Origin of the sequence: Mesorhizobium sp. M0761 (assembly GCF_040320205.1) — a bacterium.
Classification (GTDB): domain Bacteria; phylum Pseudomonadota; class Alphaproteobacteria; order Rhizobiales; family Rhizobiaceae; genus Mesorhizobium.
This window is the reverse complement of sequence record NZ_JAMYPF010000013.1, coordinates 109,267-133,947: the sequence shown is the minus strand read 5'-3', so window position 1 is coordinate 133,947 and position 24,681 is coordinate 109,267. Positions and strand designations below refer to the sequence as shown.

23 protein-coding genes and 2 tRNA genes are annotated in these 24,681 nt (G+C 62.2%); 14 read left to right on the top strand and 11 right to left on the bottom strand.

Going from position 1 to position 24,681, the window contains the following annotated elements:
* Window positions 1-3 precede the first annotated feature (3 nt).
* From NKI32_RS21190 to NKI32_RS21140, 11 genes are all read left to right on the top strand, one after another.
* Window positions 4-312, top strand: a complete 309-nt coding sequence (locus NKI32_RS21190; RefSeq protein WP_353003475.1) for a TrbC/VirB2 family type IV secretion system protein — start codon at window positions 4-6, stop codon at window positions 310-312.
* Window positions 312-584 carry a VirB3 family type IV secretion system protein gene (locus tag NKI32_RS21185; RefSeq protein ID WP_023685500.1) on the top strand — a complete coding sequence of 91 codons (273 nt, stop codon included), beginning with the start codon at window positions 312-314 and terminating at the stop codon, window positions 582-584. Before NKI32_RS21190 ends, NKI32_RS21185 begins: the two co-directional genes overlap by 1 nt.
* Window positions 578-3,028, top strand: a complete 2,451-nt coding sequence (gene trbE / locus NKI32_RS21180) for a conjugal transfer protein TrbE (protein WP_353003473.1) — start codon at window positions 578-580, stop codon at window positions 3,026-3,028. The genes NKI32_RS21185 and trbE overlap by 7 nt, the downstream gene beginning before the upstream one ends.
* Entirely contained in the window at window positions 3,025-3,750 is a 726-nt protein-coding gene (gene trbJ / locus NKI32_RS21175; RefSeq protein WP_023669263.1) for a P-type conjugative transfer protein TrbJ, read from the top strand. The genes trbE and trbJ overlap by 4 nt, the downstream gene beginning before the upstream one ends.
* A 36-nt stretch (window positions 3,751-3,786) precedes the next feature.
* On the top strand, window positions 3,787-5,106 hold the full coding sequence (trbL, locus tag NKI32_RS21170) for a P-type conjugative transfer protein TrbL (RefSeq protein WP_023689359.1): 1,320 nt from the start codon (window positions 3,787-3,789) through the stop codon (window positions 5,104-5,106).
* Entirely contained in the window at window positions 5,107-5,838 is a 732-nt protein-coding gene (gene trbF / locus NKI32_RS21165; RefSeq protein WP_353003471.1) for a conjugal transfer protein TrbF, read from the top strand. It abuts the gene before it with no gap.
* Window positions 5,828-6,856 (top strand): P-type conjugative transfer protein TrbG, encoded by a 1,029-nt coding sequence (trbG, locus tag NKI32_RS21160; protein ID WP_031245469.1) that lies wholly within the window; start codon window positions 5,828-5,830, stop codon window positions 6,854-6,856. Before trbF ends, trbG begins: the two co-directional genes overlap by 11 nt.
* 10 nt (window positions 6,857-6,866) lie before the next feature.
* Window positions 6,867-8,084 carry a TraB/TrbI/VirB10 family type IV secretion system protein gene (locus tag NKI32_RS21155; RefSeq protein WP_353003469.1) on the top strand — a complete coding sequence of 406 codons (1,218 nt, stop codon included), beginning with the start codon at window positions 6,867-6,869 and terminating at the stop codon, window positions 8,082-8,084.
* Window positions 8,085-8,097: 13 nt separating this feature from the next.
* Window positions 8,098-8,376, top strand: coding sequence for a DUF2274 domain-containing protein (locus tag NKI32_RS21150; RefSeq protein WP_023689356.1), 279 nt, complete (start codon window positions 8,098-8,100; stop codon window positions 8,374-8,376).
* A gap of 679 nt (window positions 8,377-9,055) precedes the next feature.
* Entirely contained in the window at window positions 9,056-9,343 is a 288-nt protein-coding gene (locus NKI32_RS21145; protein WP_353003467.1) for a helix-turn-helix domain-containing protein, read from the top strand.
* Window positions 9,344-10,666 carry a type II toxin-antitoxin system HipA family toxin gene (locus NKI32_RS21140; protein WP_352789951.1) on the top strand — a complete coding sequence of 441 codons (1,323 nt, stop codon included), beginning with the start codon at window positions 9,344-9,346 and terminating at the stop codon, window positions 10,664-10,666.
* 264 nt (window positions 10,667-10,930) lie between these two features.
* Here the strand turns inward: NKI32_RS21140 and NKI32_RS21135 are convergent, their stop codons facing one another.
* The 11 genes from NKI32_RS21135 to NKI32_RS21085 form a co-directional block, all read right to left on the bottom strand.
* Window positions 10,931-12,241, bottom strand: coding sequence for a tyrosine-type recombinase/integrase (locus NKI32_RS21135; protein WP_353003465.1), 1,311 nt, complete (start codon window positions 12,239-12,241; stop codon window positions 10,931-10,933).
* 212 nt (window positions 12,242-12,453) lie between these two features.
* A tRNA-Phe gene (locus NKI32_RS21130) sits at window positions 12,454-12,529 on the bottom strand.
* A gap of 214 nt (window positions 12,530-12,743) precedes the next feature.
* Complete coding sequence (yacG, locus tag NKI32_RS21125; RefSeq protein WP_023669280.1) at window positions 12,744-12,935, bottom strand: DNA gyrase inhibitor YacG; 192 nt, start codon at window positions 12,933-12,935, stop codon at window positions 12,744-12,746.
* Entirely contained in the window at window positions 12,932-13,558 is a 627-nt protein-coding gene (locus tag NKI32_RS21120; RefSeq protein WP_023681911.1) for a Maf-like protein, read from the bottom strand. The genes yacG and NKI32_RS21120 overlap by 4 nt, the downstream gene beginning before the upstream one ends.
* A gap of 19 nt (window positions 13,559-13,577) precedes the next feature.
* Window positions 13,578-13,796: a translation initiation factor IF-1 gene (gene infA / locus NKI32_RS21115; RefSeq protein ID WP_006200926.1), complete on the bottom strand. Its 219-nt coding sequence runs from the start codon at window positions 13,794-13,796 to the stop codon at window positions 13,578-13,580.
* Between the two features lie 186 nt (window positions 13,797-13,982).
* Window positions 13,983-14,447 carry an arsenate-mycothiol transferase ArsC gene (locus NKI32_RS21110; protein WP_081725519.1) on the bottom strand — a complete coding sequence of 155 codons (465 nt, stop codon included), beginning with the start codon at window positions 14,445-14,447 and terminating at the stop codon, window positions 13,983-13,985.
* Complete coding sequence (locus NKI32_RS21105) at window positions 14,435-14,920, bottom strand: UPF0262 family protein (protein WP_023669283.1); 486 nt, start codon at window positions 14,918-14,920, stop codon at window positions 14,435-14,437. The genes NKI32_RS21110 and NKI32_RS21105 overlap by 13 nt, the downstream gene beginning before the upstream one ends.
* A 6-nt stretch (window positions 14,921-14,926) precedes the next feature.
* Window positions 14,927-16,219, bottom strand: coding sequence for a histidinol dehydrogenase (gene hisD / locus NKI32_RS21100; RefSeq protein ID WP_023704525.1), 1,293 nt, complete (start codon window positions 16,217-16,219; stop codon window positions 14,927-14,929).
* A gap of 134 nt (window positions 16,220-16,353) precedes the next feature.
* Window positions 16,354-16,788 carry a DUF2948 family protein gene (locus NKI32_RS21095; RefSeq protein WP_023681909.1) on the bottom strand — a complete coding sequence of 145 codons (435 nt, stop codon included), beginning with the start codon at window positions 16,786-16,788 and terminating at the stop codon, window positions 16,354-16,356.
* Window positions 16,789-16,955: 167 nt separating this feature from the next.
* Window positions 16,956-18,248: a UDP-N-acetylglucosamine 1-carboxyvinyltransferase gene (gene murA, locus NKI32_RS21090; RefSeq protein ID WP_023669286.1), complete on the bottom strand. Its 1,293-nt coding sequence runs from the start codon at window positions 18,246-18,248 to the stop codon at window positions 16,956-16,958.
* Between the two features lie 142 nt (window positions 18,249-18,390).
* Complete coding sequence (locus NKI32_RS21085; protein ID WP_023669287.1) at window positions 18,391-18,585, bottom strand: hypothetical protein; 195 nt, start codon at window positions 18,583-18,585, stop codon at window positions 18,391-18,393.
* A 150-nt stretch (window positions 18,586-18,735) separates the two neighbouring features.
* On the opposite strand from NKI32_RS21085, the gene NKI32_RS21080 reads away from it, so the two are divergent.
* From NKI32_RS21080 to NKI32_RS21070, 3 genes are all read left to right on the top strand, one after another.
* Window positions 18,736-18,810: transfer RNA gene (locus tag NKI32_RS21080), tRNA-Thr, on the top strand.
* A gap of 392 nt (window positions 18,811-19,202) precedes the next feature.
* The gene (locus NKI32_RS21075; RefSeq protein WP_353003463.1) at window positions 19,203-23,036 is read left to right on the top strand and encodes a caspase family protein; all 3,834 of its coding nucleotides are present in this window, start codon (window positions 19,203-19,205) and stop codon (window positions 23,034-23,036) included.
* 182 nt (window positions 23,037-23,218) lie between these two features.
* Entirely contained in the window at window positions 23,219-24,613 is a 1,395-nt protein-coding gene (locus tag NKI32_RS21070; protein WP_352626296.1) for a multicopper oxidase family protein, read from the top strand.
* The last annotated feature ends 68 nt before the right edge of the window (window positions 24,614-24,681 follow it).

Genomic DNA, 24,681 nt, shown 5'->3' with positions numbered 1-24,681 from the left:
CTCATGCGCAAGAAGCATCGCTTTCTTTCGTTCGCCGCCGTCGCGCTTCTTCTCACGGCCCAGGCCCACGCTGCCGGCTCCGGCATGCCGTGGGAACAGCCGCTGCAGCAGATTCTGGAATCGGTGCAGGGGCCGGTCGCCAAGATCCTCGCGGTGATCATCATCATCACCACCGGTCTGACCCTTGCCTTCGGCGACACGGCGGGCGGTTTCCGCCGGCTGATCCAGATCGTTTTCGGCCTGTCGATCGCCTTCGCGGCCTCGAGCTTCTTTCTTTCCTTCTTCTCCTTTGGCGGCGGGGCAGTCGTCTGATGAGCACCGAAGAGCAGCATATCGAAGGCTTCGAGGTTCTGGTCCATCGGGCGCTCACCGAGCCGATCCTGCTCGGCGGCGCGCCGCGGGCGGTGGCGATCCTCAATGGCACGGTGGCCGCGGCCATCGGCCTAGGCCTGCAGCAGTGGATTGCCGGTCTGATCCTCTGGATCGCCGGCCACACGCTCGCGGTCTTTGCCGCACGGCGTGATCCGGATTTTGCCAGCGTGCTTGTCCGTCATCTTCGTCAAAAGGGCTGGCTTGCATGCTGAAGCTTTCCGAATACCGCGGCAAAGCCGACCGGCTTGCCGACCATCTGCCCTGGGCAGCACTCGTCGCGCCCGGCATCGTGCTCAACAAGGATGGCAGCTTCCAACGGACATTGCGGTTTCGTGGCCCCGACCTTGAAAGCGCGACGGAGGCCGAACTCATCGGCATATGCGCGCGGGCAAACAATGCGCTGAGAAGGCTCGGCTCTGGCTGGGCATTATTCTTCGAGGCCGAGCGCATCGAAGCGCTGGGCTATGCGAGCTCGGCCCTTCCCGATGCTGCCTCATGGCTGATCGATGAGGAACGGCGCGCGGCCTTCGAGGGCAAGGTCGCGCATTTCGAGAGCATCTATCATCTGACCTTGGTCTTCATGCCTGGGCCCGATGGCCAAGCGCGCGCGGAAAGTGCTCTCGTCGACTCGCATGACTTGGGAGGGGAAAGAGACTGGCGCCAGGAGCTTGCCCGGTTCCGAGACGAGACTGACCGCGTTCTCGATCTTCTTTCGGGCTTCGTGCCCGAGGTGCGCGCGCTCGACGATGCCGAGACCCTGACGTACCTGCACGGCACGATCTCGACACGCCGTCATCCGGTCGCCGTGCCGGAAACGCCAATGTATCTCGACGGCGTCCTGGTTGACGCGCCGCTGACCGGCGGCCTAGAGCCGATGCTGGGCGAGCAGCATCTGCGCACGCTCACAGTTCTCGGCTTTCCGAACGTCACCCGGCCAGGAATCCTTGATGCGCTCAATAACCAGGATTTCGCCTATCGCTGGGTGACGCGCTTCATTCCACTCGACAAGGCGGAAGCCACGAAGACGCTGACTCGGCTCCGGCGGCAGTGGTTTGCCAAGCGCAAATCGATCGCGGCTATTCTGCGCGAGGTGGTGACCAACGAACCGGTGCCTCTCGTCGACAGCGACGCCGACAACAAGGCGCTCGATGCCGATGCAGCACTGCAGGCATTGGGCGGCGATCATGTCGGCTTCGGCTATCTCACCACAACGGTGACGGTGTGGGATCAGAACCGTAAAGCCGCCGCGGAAAAGCTTCGCGCCGTCGAGCGGATCGTCAACGGGCTCGGCTTCACCACCATTCGCGAAAGCATCAATGCCGTCGAAGCGTGGCTTGGTTCATTGCCGGGTCATGTCTACGCCAACGTTCGCCAGCCGCTCGTTCACACGCTTAACCTTGCCCATCTCGTGCCGCTGTCGTCCGTGTGGGCAGGTCCAGCGGAGAACGAGCACCTTGCCGAGGTCACCGGCGATCACGCTCCGCCGCTTCTTTTCGCCGAAACCAGCGGCTCGACGCCGTTTCGGCTTTCGACCCATATCGGCGATGTCGGCCACATGCTGATTGTCGGGCCGACCGGTGCCGGCAAGTCGGTTCTGCTTGCCCTGATCGCTTTGCAGTTCCGGCGCTACGCTGGCGCGCAAATCTATGTCTTCGACAAAGGCAATTCGGCCCGCGCCGCCGCGCTTGCCATGGGCGGCGACCACCATGCGTTGGGTGCGAATGGTGCGCTTGGTTTCCAGCCGCTGCGCCACATCGACGACCCGGCCACACAGAGCTGGGCGGCCGAATGGATCGCCGGCCTCATTGCCCACGAGAATGTCACCGTCACCCCGGAGGTGAAGGAGGCAATCTGGTCGGCGCTCACCAGCCTCGCCACCGCGCCGGCGCAGGAACGCACGCTGACTGGCCTGTCGGTCCTGCTTCAGTCCAATGCGCTCAAATCGGCATTGATGCCCTACACGCTCGACGGACCATTCGGCCGACTGCTCGATGCCGATGACGACCGGCTGGCCATCTCGGATGTGCAGTGTTTCGAAACCCAGGAGCTGATGCACAGCCAAGGCGCTGTGCTGCCTGTGCTCACCTATCTGTTCCATCGTCTTGAGGACCGGTTTGACGGGCGGCCGACGCTGCTCATGCTCGACGAGGCCTGGGTCTATCTCGACAACCCGCTCTTTGCCGCCCGCATCCGCGAATGGCTTAAGGTGCTGCGTAAGAAAAACGTCTCCGTCATCTTCGCGACGCAGTCGCTTGCCGACATCGCCGGCTCTTCTATCGCACCCGCAATCATCGAGAGCTGCCCGCAGCGCATTTTTCTCCCCAATGATCGTGCGGTGGAGCCGCAGGCACGGGCAGCCTATGAGCGCTTCGGTCTTAATGAGCGACAGATCGAATTGGTCGCCCGCGCCACGCCGAAGCGCCACTACTATCTGCAGTCGCGCCGCGGCAATCGCCTCTTCGAGCTCGGGCTAGGCCCGATCGCTCTTGCGCTTTGCGGCGCCTCCGACCCGGCCGCGCAGACCCTGATCGACAATATTCTTTCCGAAGAACGGCAGGGCAGCTTTGCCGCCCGTTTCTTCAGTGCGCGCGGCCTGGATTGGGCTGCCGAGCTTCTCCAGCAATTTCCTCAACCTAACAAGGAGCAATCGTCATGATCGGACGCCGCCTTTTTACTAGCCTGGTCACCGTTTCCCTGATTGCCAAACCGATGGCTGACTACGTCCAGCCGGCCTATGCGCTCATCGTGTTTGACCCGTCCAACTATACGCAGAATGTGCTGTCGGCAGCACGCGCATTGGAGCAGATCAACAACCAAATCCAGTCGCTTCAGAACCAGGCGACCATGCTGCAGAACATGGCGCGCAACCTTCAGCGCCTGGATTTCTCTTCCGTGGGCCAGCTTACCGGCTCGCTCCAACGGATTGACGGTCTGATGACCCAGGCGAGCGGCCTGAGCTTCGATCTCGACAAGCTGCAGGACCAGTGGCGCCAGCAATATCCGGAAAGCTACGACGCCACCATCAAGGTCAGTGATGTGGCGAGCGCCGCGCGCGAGCGCTGGCAGAGCGCCATGCAGGCGTTCCGCCAGACCATGAGCGCGCAGTCGCAGATCGTCGAGAACGTGCAGGCCGATGGCGACCTGCTTACCGATCTCGTCAATCGCAGTCAGGGCGCGGCAGGTGCCCTCGAGGCAAGCCAGGCTACCAATCAGCTGATCGCGCTTTCGACCAAGCAGCAGATGCAGATCCAGACGCTGCTTGCGACCCAGTTCCGGGCCGAAGCCGAGGATGCGGCGCGCAAAGCGCAGTCTGAGGAAGCCGCTCGCGAGACGACGAAGCGTTTCCTGGGCACCGGCACGGCTTATCCCGGCAACTGAGCGGCAGTTCTTCAAGACAACGAGGAAGGCGGCGACATGAACGACCTCGGAGTCATCGATCGCTTCATGGAGACCTTTACCCGCTACATTGACAGTGGGTTCGGTCTGCTTTCGGGCGACGTCGCCTTTCTCACCACCATTCTGATCGGCATTGACATCACGCTCGCGGGCTTGGTCTGGGCGTTCGGCGGCGAGCCCAACATTCTCGGCCGGCTTGTTCGCAAAGTGCTCTATGTCGGCGCCTTCGCCTTCGTCCTGAACAATTTCAAGAACCTCGCCGACATAATTTACCGCTCCTTTGCCGGTCTCGGCATCAACGCATCGGCCGGCAACCTGTCCGCCGACAGTCTCCTGCGGCCAGGCCGCATTGCCGCGGCCGGCTTCGAGGGCGCCTGGCCGCTCCTCAATCAAGCGAGCCAGCTAGTAGGCTTCCCCGAGATCTTCGGTAACGCGCTCACCATCTTCGTGCTGCTTCTGGCCTGGTTCCTGGTCCTCATCGCCTTCTTCATTCTTTCCATCCAGCTCTTCATCACCATCCTCGAGTTCAAGCTCACCACGCTGGCCGGCTTCGTCCTGGTGCCCTTCGCGCTCTGGAACCGTTCGGCGTTTCTGGCCGAGCGCGTGCTCGGCAATGTGATTTCGTCGGGCATCAAGGTGATGGTGCTTGCCGTCATCGTCGGCATCGGCTCCACGCTCTTTGGCGAGTTCGCTTCCGCCCTGCAGGGCCAGGAGCCGGACCTGGCGGCGGCCATGTCTCAGGTGCTGGGTGCGCTGGCGCTGCTTGGGCTCGGCATTTTCGGCCCCGGGATTGCCTCGGGTCTCGTTTCCGGCGCGCCGCAGCTTGGCGCCGGCGCGGCACTTGGAACAACGGCGGCCGCAGCTGGATCAACGCTCGTTGCCGGAGGCGCTGCGTTTGCCGGCGCGCGCATGGCAACAGGCGGCGGCCTCGCCGCAGTCCGTGCCGGCGCCGCCATGGGGTCCGCTGCCACCGTCGCCTGGCAAACGGGGCGCGCGACATCGCCCGAGTCCGGGCTGTCCGGGGTAGCTGCTGGGCTGCAGGGGGTTGCGAGTGCCGCTAGCGGCGCCGCGATGCGGGGAATGCGATCCGCAGCAGAACCATTCCGCCGTAGTGCCGACGCCGGTCGCGATGCCGGCTGGATGACCGGCGGCATGCCGACCAGCTCGATGAGCGGAAGCTCTCCAGTTGTAGCTCCCGCGGCCGCGCCTGCCTGGGCAAGGCGTCTGCGTTCCGAACAGACCGCACGCGCCCATCGCAATGCTGCCACGCAGGCGGTGCGCGATGGAGATCGGGGCGGAAGCGGCGCCAATCCCTCCCTCAATGACAAGGAAGACTAGATGCTCTTCAAGCGACCCGTTCAGCGTTATGGAAAGACGCCCGAACCCGTAACACCCTACCAGAAGGCCAGCCAACTCTGGGATGAGCGCATCGGCACGGCGCGCGTCCAGGCCAAGAACTGGCGCTTCATGGCCTTTGGCTGCCTGGCTCTGACGACGGGGCTTTCCGGTGGGCTTCTGTGGCTGTCGATGCAGGGCCGCGTCGTGCCTTATGTCGTCGAGGTCGACCGCTTTGGCGAGGCGCACGCGGTCGGGCCGGCAGTCCAAAACTACCAGCCCGACGATGCCCAGATCGCCTGGCATCTCAGCCGCTTCATCCAGAATGTTCGTTCGGTTTCCACCGATGCGGTTCTGGTGCGGCAGAATTGGCTGTCGGCCTACGACTTTGCCACCGACCGAGCGGCGCTCTTCCTCAACAAATATGCCAAGGCGAACGACCCTTTCGGCCAAATCGGCACGCGCAGCGTGTCAGTACAGGTGACCAGCGTGGTCAGGGCTTCCGACAGCTCGTTCCAGGTCAAATGGACCGAGCAGGTGTTCGAGCGCGGCAGCCTCGCCAGCACGACGCGCTGGATCGGGATCCTCACCATCCTCATCCGCCCGCCTAGGACAACCGAGCAGCTGCGCAAGAACCCGCTCGGCGTCTTCATCAACGCCATCGACTGGTCGCGCGAGCTCGACAGCGCCGCGCCAACCCCCGTTTCCCCTAAGGAGCCCGCCAATGACAAATAGAGCCCCATTGCTTCGTGCTGCCTTGATCCTGTCGGCGTCTGTTGCGGTTCTTTCGGCCTGTGCCTCGAAGCCAGTGCCGCCGCCTCAGATTTCCTATGACCACGAGGACTTCAAACCAGCCGCGATCGAGAAGGCGCCGGAGAAGCCGGTCAAGGTCGTGGAAGTGCCGAAACCGTTACCGTTGCCTGGTCAGTTGATGCCCGCACCCGGCAAGCCCGCCCCAGATAAGCGCTCGCCGGAAGAACAGGTCGCCGATGCCAACAAGGCGGCGACGCAACAACCCACCAAGTTTGGCTATGTCAATGCGGTGCAGGTTTACCCCTTTGCCGACGGCGCGCTCTACCAGCTCTACGCCGCGCCGGAGCGCGTCACCGATATCTCATTGCAGCGGGGCGAGAAGCTGACCTCGGTCTCAGCTGGCGATACGGTCCGTTGGGTGATCGGTGACACCGTTAGTGGCTCAGGCGATGACCAGCGCACTCATGTGCTGGTGAAGCCATTCGCGCCGGGGCTTGCCACCAATCTGGTCATCACGACGGACAGGCGATCCTATCACCTGCAGCTTCAAAGCACTGAGAAAACTGCCATGGCGGCGCTCTCCTGGATTTACAGCGAAGACCAACTCGTGGCGCTTCGGCGGCGCAACGCTCAGGCAGAGGCTGAAATGCCCGCGGCCTCGAACGTAGCACTCGAAAACATCCGCTTCCGCTATTCGATCACCGGCGACACGCCGCCGTGGAGACCGACGCGCGCCTTCGATGATGGCAGCAAGGTCTACATAGAGTTCCCGAAGCGCATTGATCAGGGCGAGGCGCCACCGCTCTTCATCGTCGGTGCTGACGGGGACAACCAGCTCGTCAACTATCGGATGCACGGCAACTACTACATCGTCGAGCGCCTCTTTGCCGCGGCTGAACTCCGTCTCGGCGCCAAGCAGCAGCAGGTGGTGCGCATCACCAGGACCGACGGACGGCAACTGCCGCGGCGGATATCGCTCTTTTCGCGTTTTGGCAGGTGAGGGGAGGCTCATGACCGACACGTCCCGCCCCAATGTTCCGCCCAAACTCGATCCCGAACAGCTGCAGCTGCGGGCCTCACCGCGCCGGGCCGTGCGCTTCAAGCGCGGCATAATCGTCGCGATCGCAGCTGTTGGCTCCGCCACCATCTTTGGCGTCACGATGATGGCGCTGCAGGGGCCGGCACTGCGCCTGAAGCAGCAGGCTGAAGAGCTTTACAGCACCGACCGCAACCCGACCGCCGAGGGACTTGAATCGCTGCCCAAGGACTATTCCGGGAGCAAGCCGAAGGCTCCGGTGCTTGGACCGCCGCTGCCCGGGGATCTCGGCCGTCCTATTCTCGAGCACCAGCGCCAGCTTGGCATCGCACCTGGGCAAGACGTTTCCGCCGAGGCGCAGCGGCTTGCACAACAAGCGATTGAGGCGCGCGAGTCGCAAGTCCTCTTCCGCATCGAAAACCGGCCCCAGCAGACGGAAGCTTTTGGCAATGGGCAGGGCGGACGTTCGCCTTTCGAGACGGCGTCTCCGCAGCCAGATACCGAAGGCCAGCGAGCTTCCGTCGCGCCGGCCGAGGGCAACCAGAACAATCAACAGCGCAAGCTCGATTTCATCGATCAACGGAACACCGGCGGGATCTACAACCCGCATGCACTGCAGACGCCGGCTTCGCCCTATCAGATCATGGCCGGTAGCGTGATCGCTGCAAGCCTGATCACCGGCATCAATTCCGATCTGCCCGGCCTTGTCGTCGCCCAGATCACCGAGAATGTGCACGACAGCGTCACCGGCAGCATCCTGCTCATCCCGCAGGGCTCACGGCTGATCGGCACCTACGACAGCGTTGTAGCCTTTGGGCAAAGGCGCGCTCTGTTGGTGTGGCAACGCATCGTGATGCCGGACGGCTCCTCTACCGAAATCGACAATCTGCCCGTGACCGACGCGGCCGGCTATGCCGGGCTCGAGGACAAGGTGGATTTCCATACTTGGCAGTTGATCAAGGGCGTCGCGGTAGCCACATTGCTGGGGGTTGGTACCGAGTTGAGCTTTGGGGAAAATGAAAGCGACTTGGTCAAGGCAATTCGTGAATCCACCCAGCAGAACGTCAGTCAAGCGGGCCAACGGATCACTGAAAAGAACCTGAACGTCCAACCCACGATCACCGTGCGCCCTGGTTGGCCGTTGCGCGTCATCGTGCACAAGGACCTCGTGTTGCGGCCATACACGGGGTGAACAGGAGGACTTCATGGCTAACCTGAAACTCGGAAAACTTCCGGACCGGACACCTTCGAAGATCACCATCACCGTTGGCGCCGACTTGAGCCAAGCACTCAACGACTATGCCGCACTTTACCGTGAGACCTATGGCGAGTCCGAAACGGTGGCGGAACTGATCCCCTTTATGCTGGTCGGGTTCCTGGAAGGCGACCGGGCGTTTGCCAAGGCCAGAAAGGAAGGTCTGCCGGGCGCCGGCGCGTCGGAGAAACCACGAAGGCAATCATCTTCCACACTGGACAACGGTTAGCGCTTGGTGTCGTTTTGGAGCACGCTAGGTTCTTGATCCTGACCGCGTTGCCGCCGGTCCGTACTCCACCAGTTCGAGTGCCTCCTCCTTTGTGCAGGAATTCGCCTGAGCGAGTTCGAGCGCCTCTTCAAGGAAGCGATGATTGCGCTCCTGTACATCGAGGTGAGCCGGCGTCGGAAAGCACGCGACAATCCATTGCCACACGCGGTGTTGAAACGAGCCTGAAGGCATGTCTAATTCCCAGCGGCTACCTTGAGAAGACACTGAGTCTGAGGGAGATTCAAGTTTCAGGGGAACAACTAAGCCTGCTAGACAATAAGTGCATAAAAGCCGTGGCTTTTTCTTGCGGCCGGCCTCGTTCTCTTCGGACAAAAATCGATCTTGTCACGATGCCGCCAGACCGGATGCTGAATGACAGCTTCTCGCCAACAGTAATTGAATAGCGGACCAGACCGCTCCCGGCCCCGACAAGTTGTTGAGTTCTCGACCAGCGGTCATTCTCGATGGTACCGTGGCGAAAGGTCGATCGCACATTGTTGCGTGGCGCAATGATTTTATATAGGTTGGTATATGAAGGTTGCCCATATGTGAACCTATATAGCGTGATATAGTAACGTATATTGACACCCGTCATATATGAGCCTATATCAGGCTAGCTCATACAGAAATCGTATACGCCATGAAGATCAGAACAACTCGCGACATTGGAATCCTGATCAAGGAGGCCCGCACCCGGCGCGGCCTGTCACAGGCTGCCTTGGCCAAAATGATCACCACGACGCAGACGTGGGTGTCGTGGATCGAGAACGGCAAGCCCAGCGCCGAGATCGGCAACGTGCTGCTGGCGCTGACCACGCTTGGTGTGGAGATGGACTTTCAGATCCCGCCGGCGCCGACGTCGGCTGATCATCATCATAATGCCGATGAACGGCATGTCGACGACGACGAGATTCCCTACAAGCTCTAGATGACGATGATCATGATGAACCCGATCGACACCCTCGACGTCTATATCGCTGGCAGACCGGTTGGGGGGCTCCACCACCTGCAGGGCGGCAAGCTTTCGTTCTCCTATCACGAGGCATGGATGGAAGGCCCGGTGGCGATCCCGCTCTCCCTGTCCATGCCGACGATCACCAGGACCTACGAGGGCAAGGTCGTCGAGGCATTCCTCTGGGGCCTACTGCCGGATAATGAGCAGACCCTCGCCAGATGGGCGCAGAGGTTCCAGGTCTCCGCCCGAAACCCGTTTGCCCTGCTCAAGAATGTCGGCCGCGACTGCGCCGGCGCCGTCCAGTTCCTTTCGCGTGGCGACCAGATTTCCCGCGGCGAGAACGTGGAGTTGCTCACCGAGGCGCAGATCGGCGACCGCCTGCGCGATCTGCGCAAAGATGGTGCAGCGACCCGGCGAATCGGCGATCCTGGTCAGTTCAGTCTCGCTGGTGCGCAGGCAAAGACGGCGTTCCATTTCGATAAGGGCAGCAATCGCTGGGGGATCCCTCTAGGCGACACGCCCACGACACACATCTTCAAGCCGCCTTTGCCGCACTTGCACGGGCATACCGAGAACGAGCATTTCTGCCTGCAGCTTGCATCCAAGCTCGGCATGGACGCTGCACATAGCCAGGTTCTCGACTTCGCAGGCGAAAAGGCAATCGTTATCGAGCGCTACGACCGCCGCAACAACGAGGGCAAGACCATCCGCATCCATCAGGAGGACATGTGCCAGGCCCTGTCGGTGATGCCGACGCTCAAGTACGAGAACCAGGGTGGGCCAGGTATCACGACGATCTCCAGAAAGGTGCTGTCGGCCTCCCTCGACCCCGTCCAAGACCGTCAGATCTTCATGGCCGCGAACGTCTTCAACTGGATCATCGCCGGCACGGACGCGCATGCAAAGAACTACTCGATGCTGCTCGGAGCCCAGGGCGAGGCCCGCCTAGCTCCGCTCTACGACATCTCCTCCATTCTGCCGCACCTCGGGGGAGAGATCCAATCTGAGATGCGCGACCTTAAACTGGCGATGAAGATCGACAGAGTCTATCCCATCGAGGAGATCATGCCGCGCCACTGGGGGCGCTGTGCGTCCTCAGCAAAGGTTGGCGGCGAGTACACGGTGCGGACGATCCGCCATCAGCTCGCGGTGATGCCCGATATGGCATCGGAGTGCGCCCAAGAGCTTCGCCAGGAGGGGATCATCCATGAGATCGTTGGTCGCCTCGTCGACGCGATCGCGACGCGCATCAAGGGCTTGTCCCGGATCTATGGAGAGGAAGGTTGTGGAGGTTAAAGTCGGGCGGGGATAGCGGATCCACGGACTAATGCCGGCGAAACGGACGGACCGCACACTGCCCACGGGATTCTCGCTCTAATAGCGCGCGGCCCCGGGCCGGGTAGATGGCCGGTTTCGGAACCGGCCATCGGCAGCTTGAATGACGGAAATGGGGTCGGCTGCAGAACGGCAGCTTCCCGCCGAACGCGGTCAACTTTCTCTCCGGAAAATCTGACAATGCGGGCCTACGATTTGGCGTCGAGTTGTGGCGTTTTTCGACGGTCAGTATGATTTCCGGCGGTTGGAGATTTGTATCGGCGTTTGATGAACGGCCGCTGTTGGTTTCAAAGTGGATGGTCGCGTTGGTGTGTGGACAGCAGGCTTGCGGCGTCCCTCGATTGAGATCACCCGCAGGTTTTTGCTCTTGAGTTCATCCAGATAATCGGCCCACCACTGCATCATCTCGACGCGCTCGTCCCAGTGCTCTGCCCGGGCGTAGGCGCGCCGAACGTCGTTGTTCTCAATGTGGGCCAGCTGCCGCTCTATCGCGTCCGGATGCCACTTGCCGCATTCGTTCAGCAGAGTTGATGCCGTTGCTCGAAAACCATGCGCGGTAGCTTCTTCCTTGCTGTAACCCATACGACGCAGTGCGGCGTTAAGGGTATTGTCGGAAATCGGACGCGAAGCCGATCGAACACTAGGAAACAGCAGCGATCCATCACCAGAGATTTCTCTCAGTGAAGTCAGGACGCTGATCGCTTGCTTTGATAGGGGTATGCGGTGCGGCCGTCGCATTTTCATGCGTGCTTCAGGGATCGTCCACACCGAGCTTTCAAAATCGAACTCTTCCCATTCAGCGGCGCGAAGCTCGCCTGGGCGGGGAAACAGCAGCGCTATCAGCTTCAGACCGGCTCGCGTTGTAGGCTGTCCGTCAAATGCATGGATCGCCCTCAGCAAACCGCCCAAGGCCTTCGGATCGGTAATCGCGGCGCGAGACGTTACCTTCGGACTGATGAGTGCGCCTCTGAGGGCGAAGGTCGGATCTGTCTCGGCGCGTGCGGTCGCGATCGCGTATCGAAACACGCTGCCGATGGTGGAGCGCAGTCGCCTGGCCGACTCATATCGACCGCGAACCTCCACGCGACGGAGGGCGGTAAGGATGCTGGCCGGCTCGATCTCCCGAATGCACTTGTCGCCGATTATCGGATAGGCAAAGTCGAGCAGCCATTTGACCTTGCTGATCGTCCGGTCGGCACGTCCCTCCTTCTTCAGCTTGTCAACATATTCGTCCGCGATTGAGCGAAAGGAGTCCTTTGCCGAATCGGCCTTCCGCAAGCTGCGTTCCTTTCCAGGGTCGACGCCAGCTAGCAGGAGCCTTTTAGCATCATCGCGCGCCTCCCGTGCCTCGGCGAGAGAGATAAGGGGATAGCTGCCCAGCGCGAGCAGTTTCTGCTTGCCGTCAAAGCGGTAGGCGAGCCGCCAGAGGCGAGAGCCCGTGGGCTGTACCCATAGCTGCAGCCCGCCCCCGTCAGACAATTTCGCGAGTTTGGAAGCAGGGCGGGCGTTTCGACATTTCACGTCGGATAGGGCCATTCGTCAGGTCTCCCTTGGCTGTTTCGATACCATCAGGATGTCGAATACCAACGGAAATACCATCCCCCCGCCTCGTTGGATCAAATGCGCCCGAAGCGCTCTCTGTCACGCCTAATTGCGCAATGCGACAGCAAAAGATCAATAATTCCAATCGCTTGCAGAAGCTGCGGCGTAGACGGTTCGGCTAAACGGAGTGTCGGGAGAAGAGGGGATGGTGCCCAGAGGCGGATTCGAACCACCGACACGCGGATTTTCAGTCCGCTGCTCTACCAACTGAGCTATCTGGGCCTCGCCGGCAAACGAGACATCGCCTGACCGGATTTCAGGAAAGCGCCGTGGGGCACCCCTTGAAAGCGCGTGGGTTATAGCACGGGAATCCGGCCTGTCCAGCGCCTAAGCGCCGATTTTCCGGGGCAATTGTCGCAGACAATACCGACGCCGGCAAAGCAGCAATTGCGTAAGGTCGGCGAAGTGGAATTGCGCGGCCGGCACCGCCCAAACCCTACTTCGGCTCGTCGCTCTCGTCCTCGTCATCCCGCGCGGTGATGACATAGGCGCCCTTCAGCCAGCGGTTGAGGTCGATGTCCTTGCAGCGCTTCGAGCAGAACGGATAGGTCTCGCGCGCCGACGGCTTGCCGCATTCGGGGCAGGGGCGCTTCGGGCGCAGTGGTGTGACCTTATCGTCCAGGCTCATGGCCGCGCGGTATGCCAGCTGGTGTGGACCTTGAAGCCTTCGCCCGAAAGCAGCGCCACCGTCTCGTAGAGCGGCAGGCCGACAATGTTGGTATAGGAGCCGACCAGCTTGACGACGAACGAACCGGCGAGACCCTGGACGGCATAGCCGCCGGCCTTGCCGCGCCATTCGCCGGAGGCGACATAGGCGTCGATCTCCTCGCGTGGAAGCCGCTTGAAGCGTACCCTGGATTCAACCAGCCTTTGGCGCAGCTTGCCGCCCGGCGTAATCAGGCAGATGCCGGAATAGACCCGGTGCGAACGGCCCGAAAGCAGTCCAAGGCAATTGGCGGCGTCGTCCAGCGTCTCGGCCTTGGGCAGGATGCGGCGTCCGACCGCGACCACCGTATCGGCGGCCAGCACGAAACTTGGCGCATAGTCTTCCTCGCTTTTCAGCGAGGCCAGCGCCTTCTCGGCCTTTTCCTTCGACAGCCGCTTGGCCAGCGAGCGCGGATGTTCGGCGCGCAGCGGCGTTTCGTCGACATCGGCTGGCAGCACGCGGTCCGGCTCAATGCCGGCCTGTTGCAACAGTTCGATCCGGCGCGGCGAACCAGAGGCAAGCACGAGCTTCTGCAGGATGCTCATCGCGGTTCGCGCCGGACTGTTACTTGAAACGGTAGGTGATGCGGCCCTTGGTCAGGTCATAGGGCGTCATCTCGACCAGGACCTTGTCGCCGGTCAGCACACGGATGCGGTTCTTGCGCATGCGGCCAGCCGTATGGGCGATGATCTCGTGTTCGTTTTCGAGCTTCACCCGGAACATCGCGTTGGGCAACAATTCCGTCACGACACCCGGAAACTCGAGGACTTCTTCCTTCGGCATTCGATACCTTTGCTTGGATTGCAGTTCCGGCGCCCTGGAGCGCCCAGGCCGGAATTTCGGCGGAACCTATATGATAATCGTGCGCTTGTGAACACGCTTAGATCGCGTCATATGCGACGCGCTCCAAGCTTTCGTTTTATGCAATGTTGTTGTCTCAAAACCGGGACCGCTTTTGAGCGACATGCATCAATCCGCCGCGTTTTTTACCTCCGGAAGCAGAAAACGTCGGCTGATGCGCGCTTTCAGCCGTTCTCTCACGTCGCGATAGCTGGCCATGATCTGCTCGCGCCTGCCGCCGACATCGGTCGGATCCGGCATCGGCCAGTATTCGACGTCGACGGCAAGCGAGCGGGTGAGTTCGAGCGCGGCGTGGTGGGCTTCCGGCGCCAGGGTGACGATCAGGTCGAAATAATCGTCCTCGAGATCGTCCATCGAGCGCGGCTGGCGCTCGCCCAGCGTCAGGCCCTCTTCGGCCAGCACCGCGTCGACGAACGGATCGCGCTCGCCCCTGTGCACGCCGGCAGAGGCGACGAAAGTGGCCGGCGGCAGCATGCGCCGCGCCAGCTGCTCGGCCATCGGTGAGCGCACGGCGTTCATGCCGCACAAGAACAGGATCGAGCGGGGCGCCCCAGTCAGGTCTAACCCCGCCAGTGCAGCACGCAGACCAGCGTGAACAGCCGCCGCGCCGTGTCGAAGTCGATGTCGATCTTGCCAGCCAGCCGGTCCATCAACGTCTGCGAGCCTTCATTGTGCAGGCCGCGCCGGCCCATATCGATCGCCTCGATATGGCTTGGCGTCGAGGAGCGGATGGCGTCGTAATAGCTTTCGCAGATCAGGTAGTAGTCCTTGACGATGCGCCTGAGCGGCGTCAGCGACAGGATATGGGTGACGACATCAGCACCATCCTCGCGGGCGACCGCAAACACCAGCCGGGATTCGGCCAGCGAGAGCTTCAGCCGATAAGGCCCGGCGCCGTCATCATTGACCGGCTGAAAGCTGTTTTCTTCGATCAGGTCGAAGATCGCCACCGCGCGCTCATGTTCGACATCGGGCGTCGAACGGCCGATCGACTCGTCGAGCTCGACATCGATCAGCCTTGCGCGGGTTTGATCGCCGTCCGCCATCGCCGCCTACATGTTCAGCCGGATGGCGACGGAGCGGCCATGCGCGTCGAGGCCTTCCGCCTTGGCCAGCGCAATCGCCGCCGGCGCAAGTGCTCTCAGCTGCTCCGGCCCGAGCTTCAGGATCGAGGTGCGCTTGACGAAATCGAGCACCGACAGGCCCGAAGAGAAGCGCGCCGAACGCGCCGTCGGCAGCACGTGGTTGGAGCCGCCGACATAGTCGCCGATGACTTCGGGCGTATGGCGTCCCAGAAACACAGCACCCGCATTGCGCATCCTGGCCAGGAAGCCTTCGGCATCGTCGATAGCAAGCTCGACATGTTCCGCGGCGATGCGGTCGACCAGCGGCAGCGCGGCCTCGATGGTCTCCACCAGGATCACCGCACCGAAATCGCGCCAGCTGGCAGCCGCCGTCTCGGCGCGCGACAGGCTCTGCAGCTGCCGCTCGACCGCCTGTTCGACGGCCTTGCCGAAGGCCGGATCGTCGGTGATCAGGATCGACTGCGCCGACACGTCATGCTCGGCCTGCGCCAGAAGATCAGCGGCGATCCAGTCGGGATCGTTGCTGCCGTCGGCCACCACCAGCACTTCAGACGGTCCGGCGATCATGTCGATGCCGACCGTGCCGAAAACCTGGCGCTTGGCGGCGGCGACATAGGCATTGCCGGGCCCGACGATCTTGGCGACCGGCCGGATCGTTTCGGTGCCATAGGCAAGGGCGGCAATCGCCTGCGCGCCGCCGACGCGGTAAATCTCTGAAACGCCTGATATATCGGCGGCCACCAGCACCAGCGGATTGATGATGCCGCCCGGCGCCGGCACGACGATGACGATGCGCTCGACGCCCGCCACCCTGGCCGGCACGGCGTTCATCAGCACCGAGCTTGGATAGCTTGCCGTGCCGCCCGGCACATAGAGCCCGACCGCCTCGATCGCCGTCCAGCGCGAACCCAACTCGACCCCGGCGGCATCGGTATAGCGATCGTCCTTGGGCATTTGTCGCTCGTGATGGGATCGGATGCGGTCACGGGCAAATTTCAGCGCCTCGACCGTCTGCGGATCGGCGTCTTTGTAGGCCTGCGCGATGTCGTCCTTCGACACGGCGATGCCGAGGCTATTGAGGTCGGCCTTGTCGAATTTCAGCGTGTAGTCGACCAGGGCAGCGTCGCCCTCGGCACGAACCCGCGCAATGATGGCGCGCACGGCAGTGTCGACGTCCTCCGATACCTCCCGCTTGGTGGTCAGGAAGGCGGCGAAACGCTGCGCGAAACCGGCATCGGACTGGATAAGCGTAATGGCCATCGGCTGCGTCTAGATCATGGTGAGATTTGGTTGAAATCTCATCATGATCTAGCCCTTTGTTGGAGCATGATCTCTGGACAAACGATTCCCGTTTTGTCCAACAAAAACCGGCACCCACTTTTTGGGATCATGCTCTAGACCCTATGCACCGGACGCGAAGTGGCTTCCCAGGCGCCGCCTATGTCGGCAAGCCGTGCCTCGATGCATTCGACGTCGAGCATGATCGCGCCGCCGCCGGAAAAGACCAACTCGACGATGCCGGCCGGCTTGCTGATTTCGATAAAGCTGATTGCCAGAAGCGACAGCACCTCGGCCGGCCGATCGCGGGCAATGCCGCTGGTCTTGGCGCCGAGCACGCGGTCGAAATGCAACACCGCCTGGCGCCGCTCATTGTGCTTGCTGAACAGTCCGGATTTCGCCTCCCAGACGAAGCGGTTCATGGTCAATATGAAACGCTTGGCCGAAGGCAGGTATTCGAGGTCGGAGACCTTCATTACGGCGTCCTGGACGTGAGCCGAGACGATGCTCAGATCCTGATCGTCGAGCGCAATGAGTTTGAGGGCTGCCATGCCGAATGCACACCTGAAAGTTGGTTTCAGCCTTCTGTTAGGCGGTCTTTCCGGTCCGTGCAACCGCGACACAAATTCGTCCCGAGGCTAGCGCCTCGGGTTTGAAGTGTTGGCGGTGAATGAAGGCAGCACCAGACGCCTGTCTGTCTGAAGCAACTGCCGTGCGGTTAAGCTGAAATCCGCTCGATCACCGCGCCGCAATTGGAGAGCTTTTCTTCCAGCCGCTCAAAACCGCGGTCGAGGTGGTAGACGCGGTTGACCGTCGTTTCGCCTTCGGCCGCCAGACCGGCGATGACCAGCGACACCGAGGCGCGCAGATCGGTCGCCATCACGGGTGCGCCCTTCAGCTTGGCGACGCCGTCGACGATCGCCGTTTGGCCGGACAGCGTGATGTGGGCGCCGAGCCGGGCCAGTTCCTGCACATGCATGAAGCGGTTTTCGAAGATGGTCTCGGTGATGCGCGACTTGCCCTTGGCCATGGTCATCAGGCCCATGAACTGCGCCTGCAGATCGGTCGGGAAGGCCGGAAAGGGCGCCGTCATGACGTCGACCGGCGAAATGCCGGCGCCGTTGCGCCGGACGCGAATGCCGGAATTGGTCGGCGTGATCTCGGTACCGGTCTGGGCAATCACATCCAACGCGGTCTGCAGCAGCTCGGGGCGGGCGCCTTCGAGCACGACATCACCGCCGGTCATGGCCACCGCCATGGCATAGGTGCCGGTCTCGATGCGGTCGGGGATGACGCGCACGCGCGCGCCCGACAGCGACTCGACGCCATCGATGGTGATAACAGGCGTGCCGGCGCCGGAAATCCTGGCGCCCATGGCGTTGAGGCATTCGGCGAGGTTGACGATTTCGGGCTCGCAGGCGGCGTTTTCCAGCACCGTCTCGCCCTTGGCCAGCGCCGCCGCCATCATCAGCACATGGGTGGCGCCGACGGAGACTTTCGGGAAGACATAGCGATTGCCGACGAGGCGGCCGTTCCTGGTCTTGGCCAGCACATAGCCGGTGTCGACATCGATGTCGGCGCCCAGCGCCTGCAAGCCCTCGAGGAACAGGTCGACCGGCCGCGTGCCGATGGCGCAACCGCCGGGAAGCGACACTTTCGCCTCGCCCATGCGGGCCAGCAGCGGGCCGATCACCCAGAACGATGCCCGCATCTTCGACACCAGCTCGTAAGGCGCGGTCGTGTCGACGATGTTGCGGGCCGAGAAATTGATGGTGCGCGAATAGCCCTCATTCTGCTTCTCGCGGCGGCCGTTGACCGAATAGTCGACGCCGTGATTGCCGAGAATGCGGATCAGCTGCTCTACATCGGCCAGATGCGGCACGTTTTCCAGCGTCAGCGTGTCGTCGGTGAGCAGCGAGGCGATCATCAGCGGCAAAGCGGCGTTTTTCGCGCCCGAAATCGGAATGCTTCCGGCGAGCTTGTTGCCGCCGACAATTCTGATGCGATCCATGAGAGAATGTCCCCTCGGCCCGATAGGCCGGTTTTCGTCAGTTTGAGTATCGGCCCGTCTAGACCATTGGCCGGCTTGGTTCAAGAAATAGGATTTCTGAGCCCCTTTGGCCAAGGTGACCGGCCAGTGTGGCTGATATCGGTCAGTCCTTGTGCATTTTTTCAGCAGCCGGCAGTCCTTCGGGCCGCTGGTCAGGATCACCGGTGCGCCGCGAGCGCGCTTGCGTCTTGCGCTTCATGAGATTGGCGCGCAGCTGCTCGGCCAGACGGTCCTTGCGGTCAGTCCCGTCCTTTTTTTCCGGATCAGCCTTTTTCGGTGGAATTGTCTTCTCGTCCATCGTTCCGTCCCGCCCGCAACTGGCAGGGCCTGCCGTTCAAGGGATAGCTAGCATTGTGGCGCCGCCATGTCAGCGAAACTTGTCTGGCAAAGCCTTTCACAGACGCCTTGCGCTTGCCGGTTCTATATGGCAGAAGCCCCGCCATCAGCGGCTGCGGTAGCTCAGTGGTAGAGCACTCCCTTGGTAAGGGAGAGGTCGAGAGTTCAATCCTCTCTCGCAGCACCAGTTCATTCCTTCGATTTTAAAAAGATGCGTCGCGAAGTCGGGGTCTCGTTGCGGACCAAAAAAGCCGGCTGACGCAAAAGTGCCAATCCCGCGCATCCAACCGTGGCCCCCTCGCCCGGAAACATTGAGAGAAAGAGGCTCTACGGGCCGGACGACTGCTCAACAAGTCCGGACCTGTCAACTCATGAACAGGCCGGACTGGCCGTATCCGGCATGCTGAACACTACCGCTCGCACGCTGAAAGCCAGCCGCCTCGTACGCATGACAAGAACACAGCTCGCCCAAGGACTTGCCATCGGCCGGCCATCATGATGCCATCTCGCTTGCGGAAGATAGCGTCGGGTTTGGGGTAGAGAATGCTCTTTGGGCGAACAGCAGGTGCGACAGGGCGCATGTGCGCGGCACTTGCCGCGGCACTGGTGTGCCTATGCGCGTTTGGCCCCGCTTTGGCTGAAGAGCCGAAGGCGCTGAAAGGCGTCGCGCTCATCATCGGTCAGTCCGACTACCAGCATGTCGGCAAACTGCCCAATCCGGAAAACGACGCCCGCGCCATCGAGGAGATGTTCGACAGGCTCGGCTTCGAGACAAATGTCGCCACCAATCGCGACGCACGCAAATTGCGGCGCGATCTCGAAGGCTTCGTCGACGATGCCGAGGGCGCCGATGTCGCCATCATCTACTATTCCGGCCACGGCATCGAAGCCGGCGGCGAGAATTATCTGGTGCCTGTCGATGCCGATATCTCGGCGCTCGACAATGCCGGCGAAAAGCTGGTGCCGCTGTCGTCCATCGTCGCCGAACTGAAGGCCAAGGTGCCGGTCACCATCGTTCTGCTGGACGCCTGCCGCAACGATCCGTTCCCGCCGGGCACGCTCCTGAAGCTGGCGCCGGGCGACGAAGGCAAGCCGATCGGCGCCGGCGGTCTCGGCGAAACGCGCGGCGTGGTTTCCCTGAAAGGTGGCGCCGAGGCCAAGGGCTCGGTCGACGACAGCCTCGGCCAGGTCATCGCCTTTGCCGCCGAGCCCGGCAAGGTTGCGCTGGACGGTCCGGCCGATGGCAACAGCCCCTATGCGGCGGCGATCCTGCGCCACATCGACACGATGGGCGGCGAGGAATTCGGCACCGTTTTGCGCATGATCGGCGAGGAGGTCTATCTCAAGACCAACGGCCAGCAGCGGCCCTGGGTCAATGAGAGCCTGCGGCGGCTGCTCTATTTCGGTACCCCCGCCGAGGCGCCGAAAGGCGACGAGGGGGAAATCCTAAGGGAGCGGCGCCAGCTCCTGCTGACCATCTCGACGCTACCCGATCCGGAGCGCCGCCAGATCGAAACCATAGCGCGTGACGGCAAGGTGCCGATGGATGGGCTCTACGCCATGCTGAAGGCGCTCGGGGTCAACATACCCAAGGATCCGGCCGAACTCGACAAATTGCTGCGCGGCCAGACCGAACGGCTGAAACACGTGTTGGCTGAACGCGAGACTTTGAAAAACCCGGACCCCGAAATTGCCAGGCTATCGAAACTCGCCGAACAGGCGGTTCAGGAAGGCGCGCTCGAAGCGGCGCAGAAATTCAACGAGCAGGCCAAGGCCCGCATCGGCGAACTTTCGTCTACGGTCGACCAGGCCGAGGCCGAGCTGAAGGCAAAGCGGCTGGAATTCGCAAAGGTCTTCGCCAGCAGTGCCAGGACTTATGAAATCTCCTTCAACTTCAAGGAGGCGGCGCAGGATTACGCCAAGGCCTTCGAGCAGGCTGCCAAATGGAGCGACGAAGACGCGTTCTACTACAAGGCGGCAGAGGCCAACGCTCTGTCGGAACAAGGGGACTTCTCCGGCGACAATGCGTATCTCGCCCAGGCCCTGACAGCCTATGAACAGGCATTGACCTATGTCACCCGCGAAAAGTTGCCGCTACTTTGGGCGGCCACCCAGAACAATATGGGCGCCACGCTTGCTACGTTGGGCGAACGGGAAGCCGGCCGCGAAAACCTCGACAAGGCAGCTGCCGCCTATGAGCAGGCGCTGACCGTCTATACGCATGACGCCTACCCTGACGACTGGGCATCGACCTATGGCAATCTGGGCACGGTCTACTGGCGGCTCGGCCAGCGCGAGAACGGGACGGCACTGCTTGAGCGGGCAGTCGCGGCCTTCCGCTCGGCGCTCGAGGTACAGTCGTCGAAAAAACTGCCGCTGGAATGGGCGGCGACGCAGAACAATGTCGGCATCGTGCTGTCCGAGATCGGCGAACGCCAGACCACATCGGACAGTTTTCGCGCCGCAATCGAAGCGCATCGTGCGGCGCTGACCGAATACAGCAGGGAGCGCGTACCGCTCGACTGGGCGCTGAGCCAGGTCAATCTGGGGGCCGCGCTCTACCGCCTCGGTGAGCGCGAAAAGGATATCGCGACCATGCAGCAGGCGGTTGCTGCCTATCAGGCGGCGACCGGCGAAATGACCAGGGAACGCGCGCCGGCGCAATGGGCGACAATCCAGAATAATCTGAGCACGGCGCTGGAATCGATCGGAACCATTAACGGCGATGTCGCCACGCTTGAGCAGGCGCGCGACGCCGCCCTTGCATCGCTTACGGTTTGGACGCGCGAGCACGCCGCGGCGAGCTGGGCCAACGGCCAGCTGACGCTCGGCAACGCCTTGCAGCGCCTCGGCGCCAAGCAGAAGAACAAGGAACTGCTGCTGCTGGCAGCCACCGCGTACCAGGCCGCTCTGTCCGAATATCCGCGTGAGAAACTGCCGCTCGACTGGGCTTCGCTGCAGCAGAATCTGGGATCGGTCAACGACACGCTCGGCGATCTCGATACGGGAACCGATTACTACATTCAGGCGGTGACCGCGTATCGTAAGGCATGGGAGGTCTATACCGCAACCGCCGCGCCGGGCGAGTTCGCTTCGATTGGTTACAGCCTTGCAGGCACGCTATCGAACTGGGGCGAACGCGCGGGGGACATCTCGACCCTGCGGCAGGCGATCGATGTCTACGGTCAGGTGCTCAGGGTTCGCACCCGCGACAAGGACCCAGCCAATTGGGCCAAGACGGAATTCCGCCTCGGCTGCGCGTTGATGATGTCAGGCAAGCTGGCCTCTGACGATCAACTGCTGCAGCAATCGGTCAACGCGCTGCGGGCGGCGCTCGACGGGCAGACGAAAGGCGGTGATGTCACGGAGATCGGCCAGACGCGGCGCGTGCTCGGCCAGACCCTGTCGATCCTGGGCGACAATACATCCAACCTGGACTTGCTGGCGCAAGCAGCCGACATGCTGGAAGCCGCGCTCCCCGCCTACTCCAAGGACGCCGACCCGGAGGAGTGGGCCAATATCAATTACGACCTCGGCTTTGCCCTCTACAGCCAGGGCCGGATTGGTGGCGACGCCACGTTCTACGCCAAGGCCGTGGAGAGCTTCGAGACGGCAGCGCGGATCTACGACGGTTTTCCCAACCGCATGCAATGGGCGCGCACCAAGGGCGATATCGGCAATGCCTTGCTGATGGCCGCGGACGGCAAGGACGTCGAGTTGCTCACCCGCGCGATTGCCGCCTATGACGCAGCGCTCAGCGTGGTAACGCGCGAGAATGCGCTGGCTGTCTGGGAGAACAATCAGAACAATCTCGCCGGCGGGCTGTCGAGTCTTGGTTACTGGGCGAACGATGTCGGCAAGCTGAAACGAGCCGCTCAGATCTACCGCGACCTCGCCACGGTGCGAACGATCGCCCGCGATCCCGATCTCTGGATCACCAACCAGACCAGTCTCGCGCAGACGCTGAGCATGATCGCGGCCCGCGAGCCTTCGGCTGAATTGTACGAGGAGACGATTGTCGTCAACCGGGCGCTTGCCGAGCAGCTCGGTCGCGACCGCGATCCCGAACGTTGGGCCAATGCGCGCAACGAGATGGGCTATGCCTTGACCATGGCCGGCCGCGCCGAAAACAATGTCGCGCATTTCGAGGAGGCGGTGTTGGTCCTGCGCGAGGCGATCGTGGCGCAAAAGAAGATCAATTCGGTGCCGGCTGTCGCCTTCACGCAGGACAGCCTGTGCGACGTGCTGGTTGATCTGGGCGCCGCCCACAAGGACAAGGCGATGGCACAGGAAGCGATCGCCGCATGCCAGGACGCGCTCGTCATCTTCCGTGACAAGAAGATGGACGATCTCGCCGCCGGTTCCGAAAAAAACCTCGCCGAGGCACAGGCGTTGCTGGCCGAGTTGCATTAATCCGAGCCCGCGCTCCCGGATGCGGGCGAATGGTGGGCACGCCAGCGTTCACGCTGTTGTGCAAGCAGATGTCACCGGCTCGCCATGGCATGACAGAGATGCGATGTGGCAGTATCGGCTTGTGCGCCGGTCGCCACCCGTCATTCAGGGCGACAGGTAATCATATTCCGTTGGAGCGCCAGATGACCCTATTCACCCGCCGCGGGCTTCTGAAAACGGCTGCGGTTGCCGGCGCTGGCGGCGTCGGGCTGGCAGCAATGACCAGGCTCAGCGGTTGGGCAGCTGTCACACCTGAGCCGGTGGTGCTCAAGACGGCAAAGATCCAGGCCAGGTTCATGGATGCGGGCGAGACCCGGGATGTCCTGACGTATGGTGAATCAGGCATGCCGCCTGTACTGCGGATGAAAAAAGGCGAGCCCTTTGCCGCGCGTCTCGTCAACGCCATCGACGACCCGACGACCATCCATTGGCACGGCATTCGCGTTCCAAACAAGATGGACGGTGTTCCCTTCCTGGTTCAGCCCTACGTCTACACCGGCGATCATTTCGACTACGCCTTCACCCCGCCCGACGCCGGCACGTTCTGGTATCACCCGCATTGCAACACGCTGGAGCAGATGGGCCACGGCCTGACGGGCGTGATCGTGGTCGAAAACCCGGGCGATCCGAAATTCGATGCGGAGGCAATCGTCAATCTGCGCGACTGGCGCCTCGGCGACGACGCGCAGTTCATCCAGCAATTCCGGCCGCGCGATGCCGCAAAAACCGGAACCTATGGCACGGTGCGCACCGCCAACTGGCTCGACCAGCCGCAATTCGACGCGCCGGCCGGCGGGTTGGTGCGGCTGCGGGTCGCCATCACCGATGTCACCCGCATCTACGCCTTTCGCGTCGAGCGTGGGGAGGCCGCGGTCATCGCGCTGGACGGCAATCCGGTGCCGCAGCGTTTTGCGCCCGATGCTTTGCTGCTCGGACCGGGGCAGCGCATGGAGCTCGCCATCCGCATGCCTGACCAGGAGGGCGCGATCGTCAGCCTGGGCGACATCAGAGGCACCAAACCCAAGGTCCTCGCCACCTTGCGCGCCACCGGCAGCTCGCTCAAGCGCGATTTGCGCGACCTCGCACCGCTGGAAGCCAACCCGGTGCCGGAGGTGGATCTCGCCAGCGCGAAACACATCGCGCTCTCGCTCAGCGCCACGGCGGAAAACGTGCCGAGCGACAGCATATGCGGCACGCTAGGCTACTCCTTCTGGGCCATCAACAAGGTACCGTGGCCGGGCGACACGCCGGACCCGACCGCGCCTTTGGCCGAGCTGAAGCTCGGCAAAAGCTATGTCATCGACATGGAGAATTTGACGCCGCAATCGCATCCGATGCATCTGCACGGCATGAGCTTCAAGGTGCTGTCGTCGTCGACACGCCAGGTTCAGCCGGTCATCTCCGACACCTATCTCATGCAGCCCAACGAGAAGGTTCAGCTCGGTTTCGTCGCGGACAATCCCGGCGACTGGCTGCTGCACTGCCACATCATCGAACATCAGAAAACCGGCATGACGAGCTATATCAGGGTGGTTTGACGCCGAGGCGGGTCAATCAGCCTCTACTGGGGTTGGCCTCACCTGCCGGGCCTGTTGCCGGAGAAATT

Excerpts from the sequence above, each read along its gene's own strand:
- NKI32_RS21190 (WP_353003475.1), top strand. The coding sequence starts at position 4 with ATGCGCAAGAAGCATCGCTTTCTTTCGTTCGCCGCCGTCGCGCTTCTT.
- NKI32_RS21185 (WP_023685500.1), top strand. The coding sequence starts at position 312 with ATGAGCACCGAAGAGCAGCATATCGAAGGCTTCGAGGTTCTGGTCCAT.
- trbE (WP_353003473.1), top strand. The coding sequence starts at position 578 with ATGCTGAAGCTTTCCGAATACCGCGGCAAAGCCGACCGGCTTGCCGAC.
- trbJ (WP_023669263.1), top strand. The coding sequence starts at position 3,025 with ATGATCGGACGCCGCCTTTTTACTAGCCTGGTCACCGTTTCCCTGATT.
- trbL (WP_023689359.1), top strand. The coding sequence starts at position 3,787 with ATGAACGACCTCGGAGTCATCGATCGCTTCATGGAGACCTTTACCCGC.
- trbF (WP_353003471.1), top strand. The coding sequence starts at position 5,107 with ATGCTCTTCAAGCGACCCGTTCAGCGTTATGGAAAGACGCCCGAACCC.
- trbG (WP_031245469.1), top strand. The coding sequence starts at position 5,828 with ATGACAAATAGAGCCCCATTGCTTCGTGCTGCCTTGATCCTGTCGGCG.
- NKI32_RS21155 (WP_353003469.1), top strand. The coding sequence starts at position 6,867 with ATGACCGACACGTCCCGCCCCAATGTTCCGCCCAAACTCGATCCCGAA.
- NKI32_RS21150 (WP_023689356.1), top strand. The coding sequence starts at position 8,098 with ATGGCTAACCTGAAACTCGGAAAACTTCCGGACCGGACACCTTCGAAG.
- NKI32_RS21145 (WP_353003467.1), top strand. The coding sequence starts at position 9,056 with ATGAAGATCAGAACAACTCGCGACATTGGAATCCTGATCAAGGAGGCC.
- NKI32_RS21140 (WP_352789951.1), top strand. The coding sequence starts at position 9,344 with ATGACGATGATCATGATGAACCCGATCGACACCCTCGACGTCTATATC.
- NKI32_RS21135 (WP_353003465.1), bottom strand. The coding sequence starts at position 12,241 with ATGGCCCTATCCGACGTGAAATGTCGAAACGCCCGCCCTGCTTCCAAA.
- yacG (WP_023669280.1), bottom strand. The coding sequence starts at position 12,935 with ATGAGCCTGGACGATAAGGTCACACCACTGCGCCCGAAGCGCCCCTGC.
- NKI32_RS21120 (WP_023681911.1), bottom strand. The coding sequence starts at position 13,558 with ATGAGCATCCTGCAGAAGCTCGTGCTTGCCTCTGGTTCGCCGCGCCGG.
- infA (WP_006200926.1), bottom strand. The coding sequence starts at position 13,796 with ATGCCGAAGGAAGAAGTCCTCGAGTTTCCGGGTGTCGTGACGGAATTG.
- NKI32_RS21105 (WP_023669283.1), bottom strand. The coding sequence starts at position 14,920 with ATGGCGGACGGCGATCAAACCCGCGCAAGGCTGATCGATGTCGAGCTC.
- hisD (WP_023704525.1), bottom strand. The coding sequence starts at position 16,219 with ATGGCCATTACGCTTATCCAGTCCGATGCCGGTTTCGCGCAGCGTTTC.
- NKI32_RS21095 (WP_023681909.1), bottom strand. The coding sequence starts at position 16,788 with ATGGCAGCCCTCAAACTCATTGCGCTCGACGATCAGGATCTGAGCATC.
- murA (WP_023669286.1), bottom strand. The coding sequence starts at position 18,248 with ATGGATCGCATCAGAATTGTCGGCGGCAACAAGCTCGCCGGAAGCATT.
- NKI32_RS21085 (WP_023669287.1), bottom strand. The coding sequence starts at position 18,585 with ATGGACGAGAAGACAATTCCACCGAAAAAGGCTGATCCGGAAAAAAAG.
- NKI32_RS21075 (WP_353003463.1), top strand. The coding sequence starts at position 19,203 with ATGTGCGCGGCACTTGCCGCGGCACTGGTGTGCCTATGCGCGTTTGGC.
- NKI32_RS21070 (WP_352626296.1), top strand. The coding sequence starts at position 23,219 with ATGACCCTATTCACCCGCCGCGGGCTTCTGAAAACGGCTGCGGTTGCC.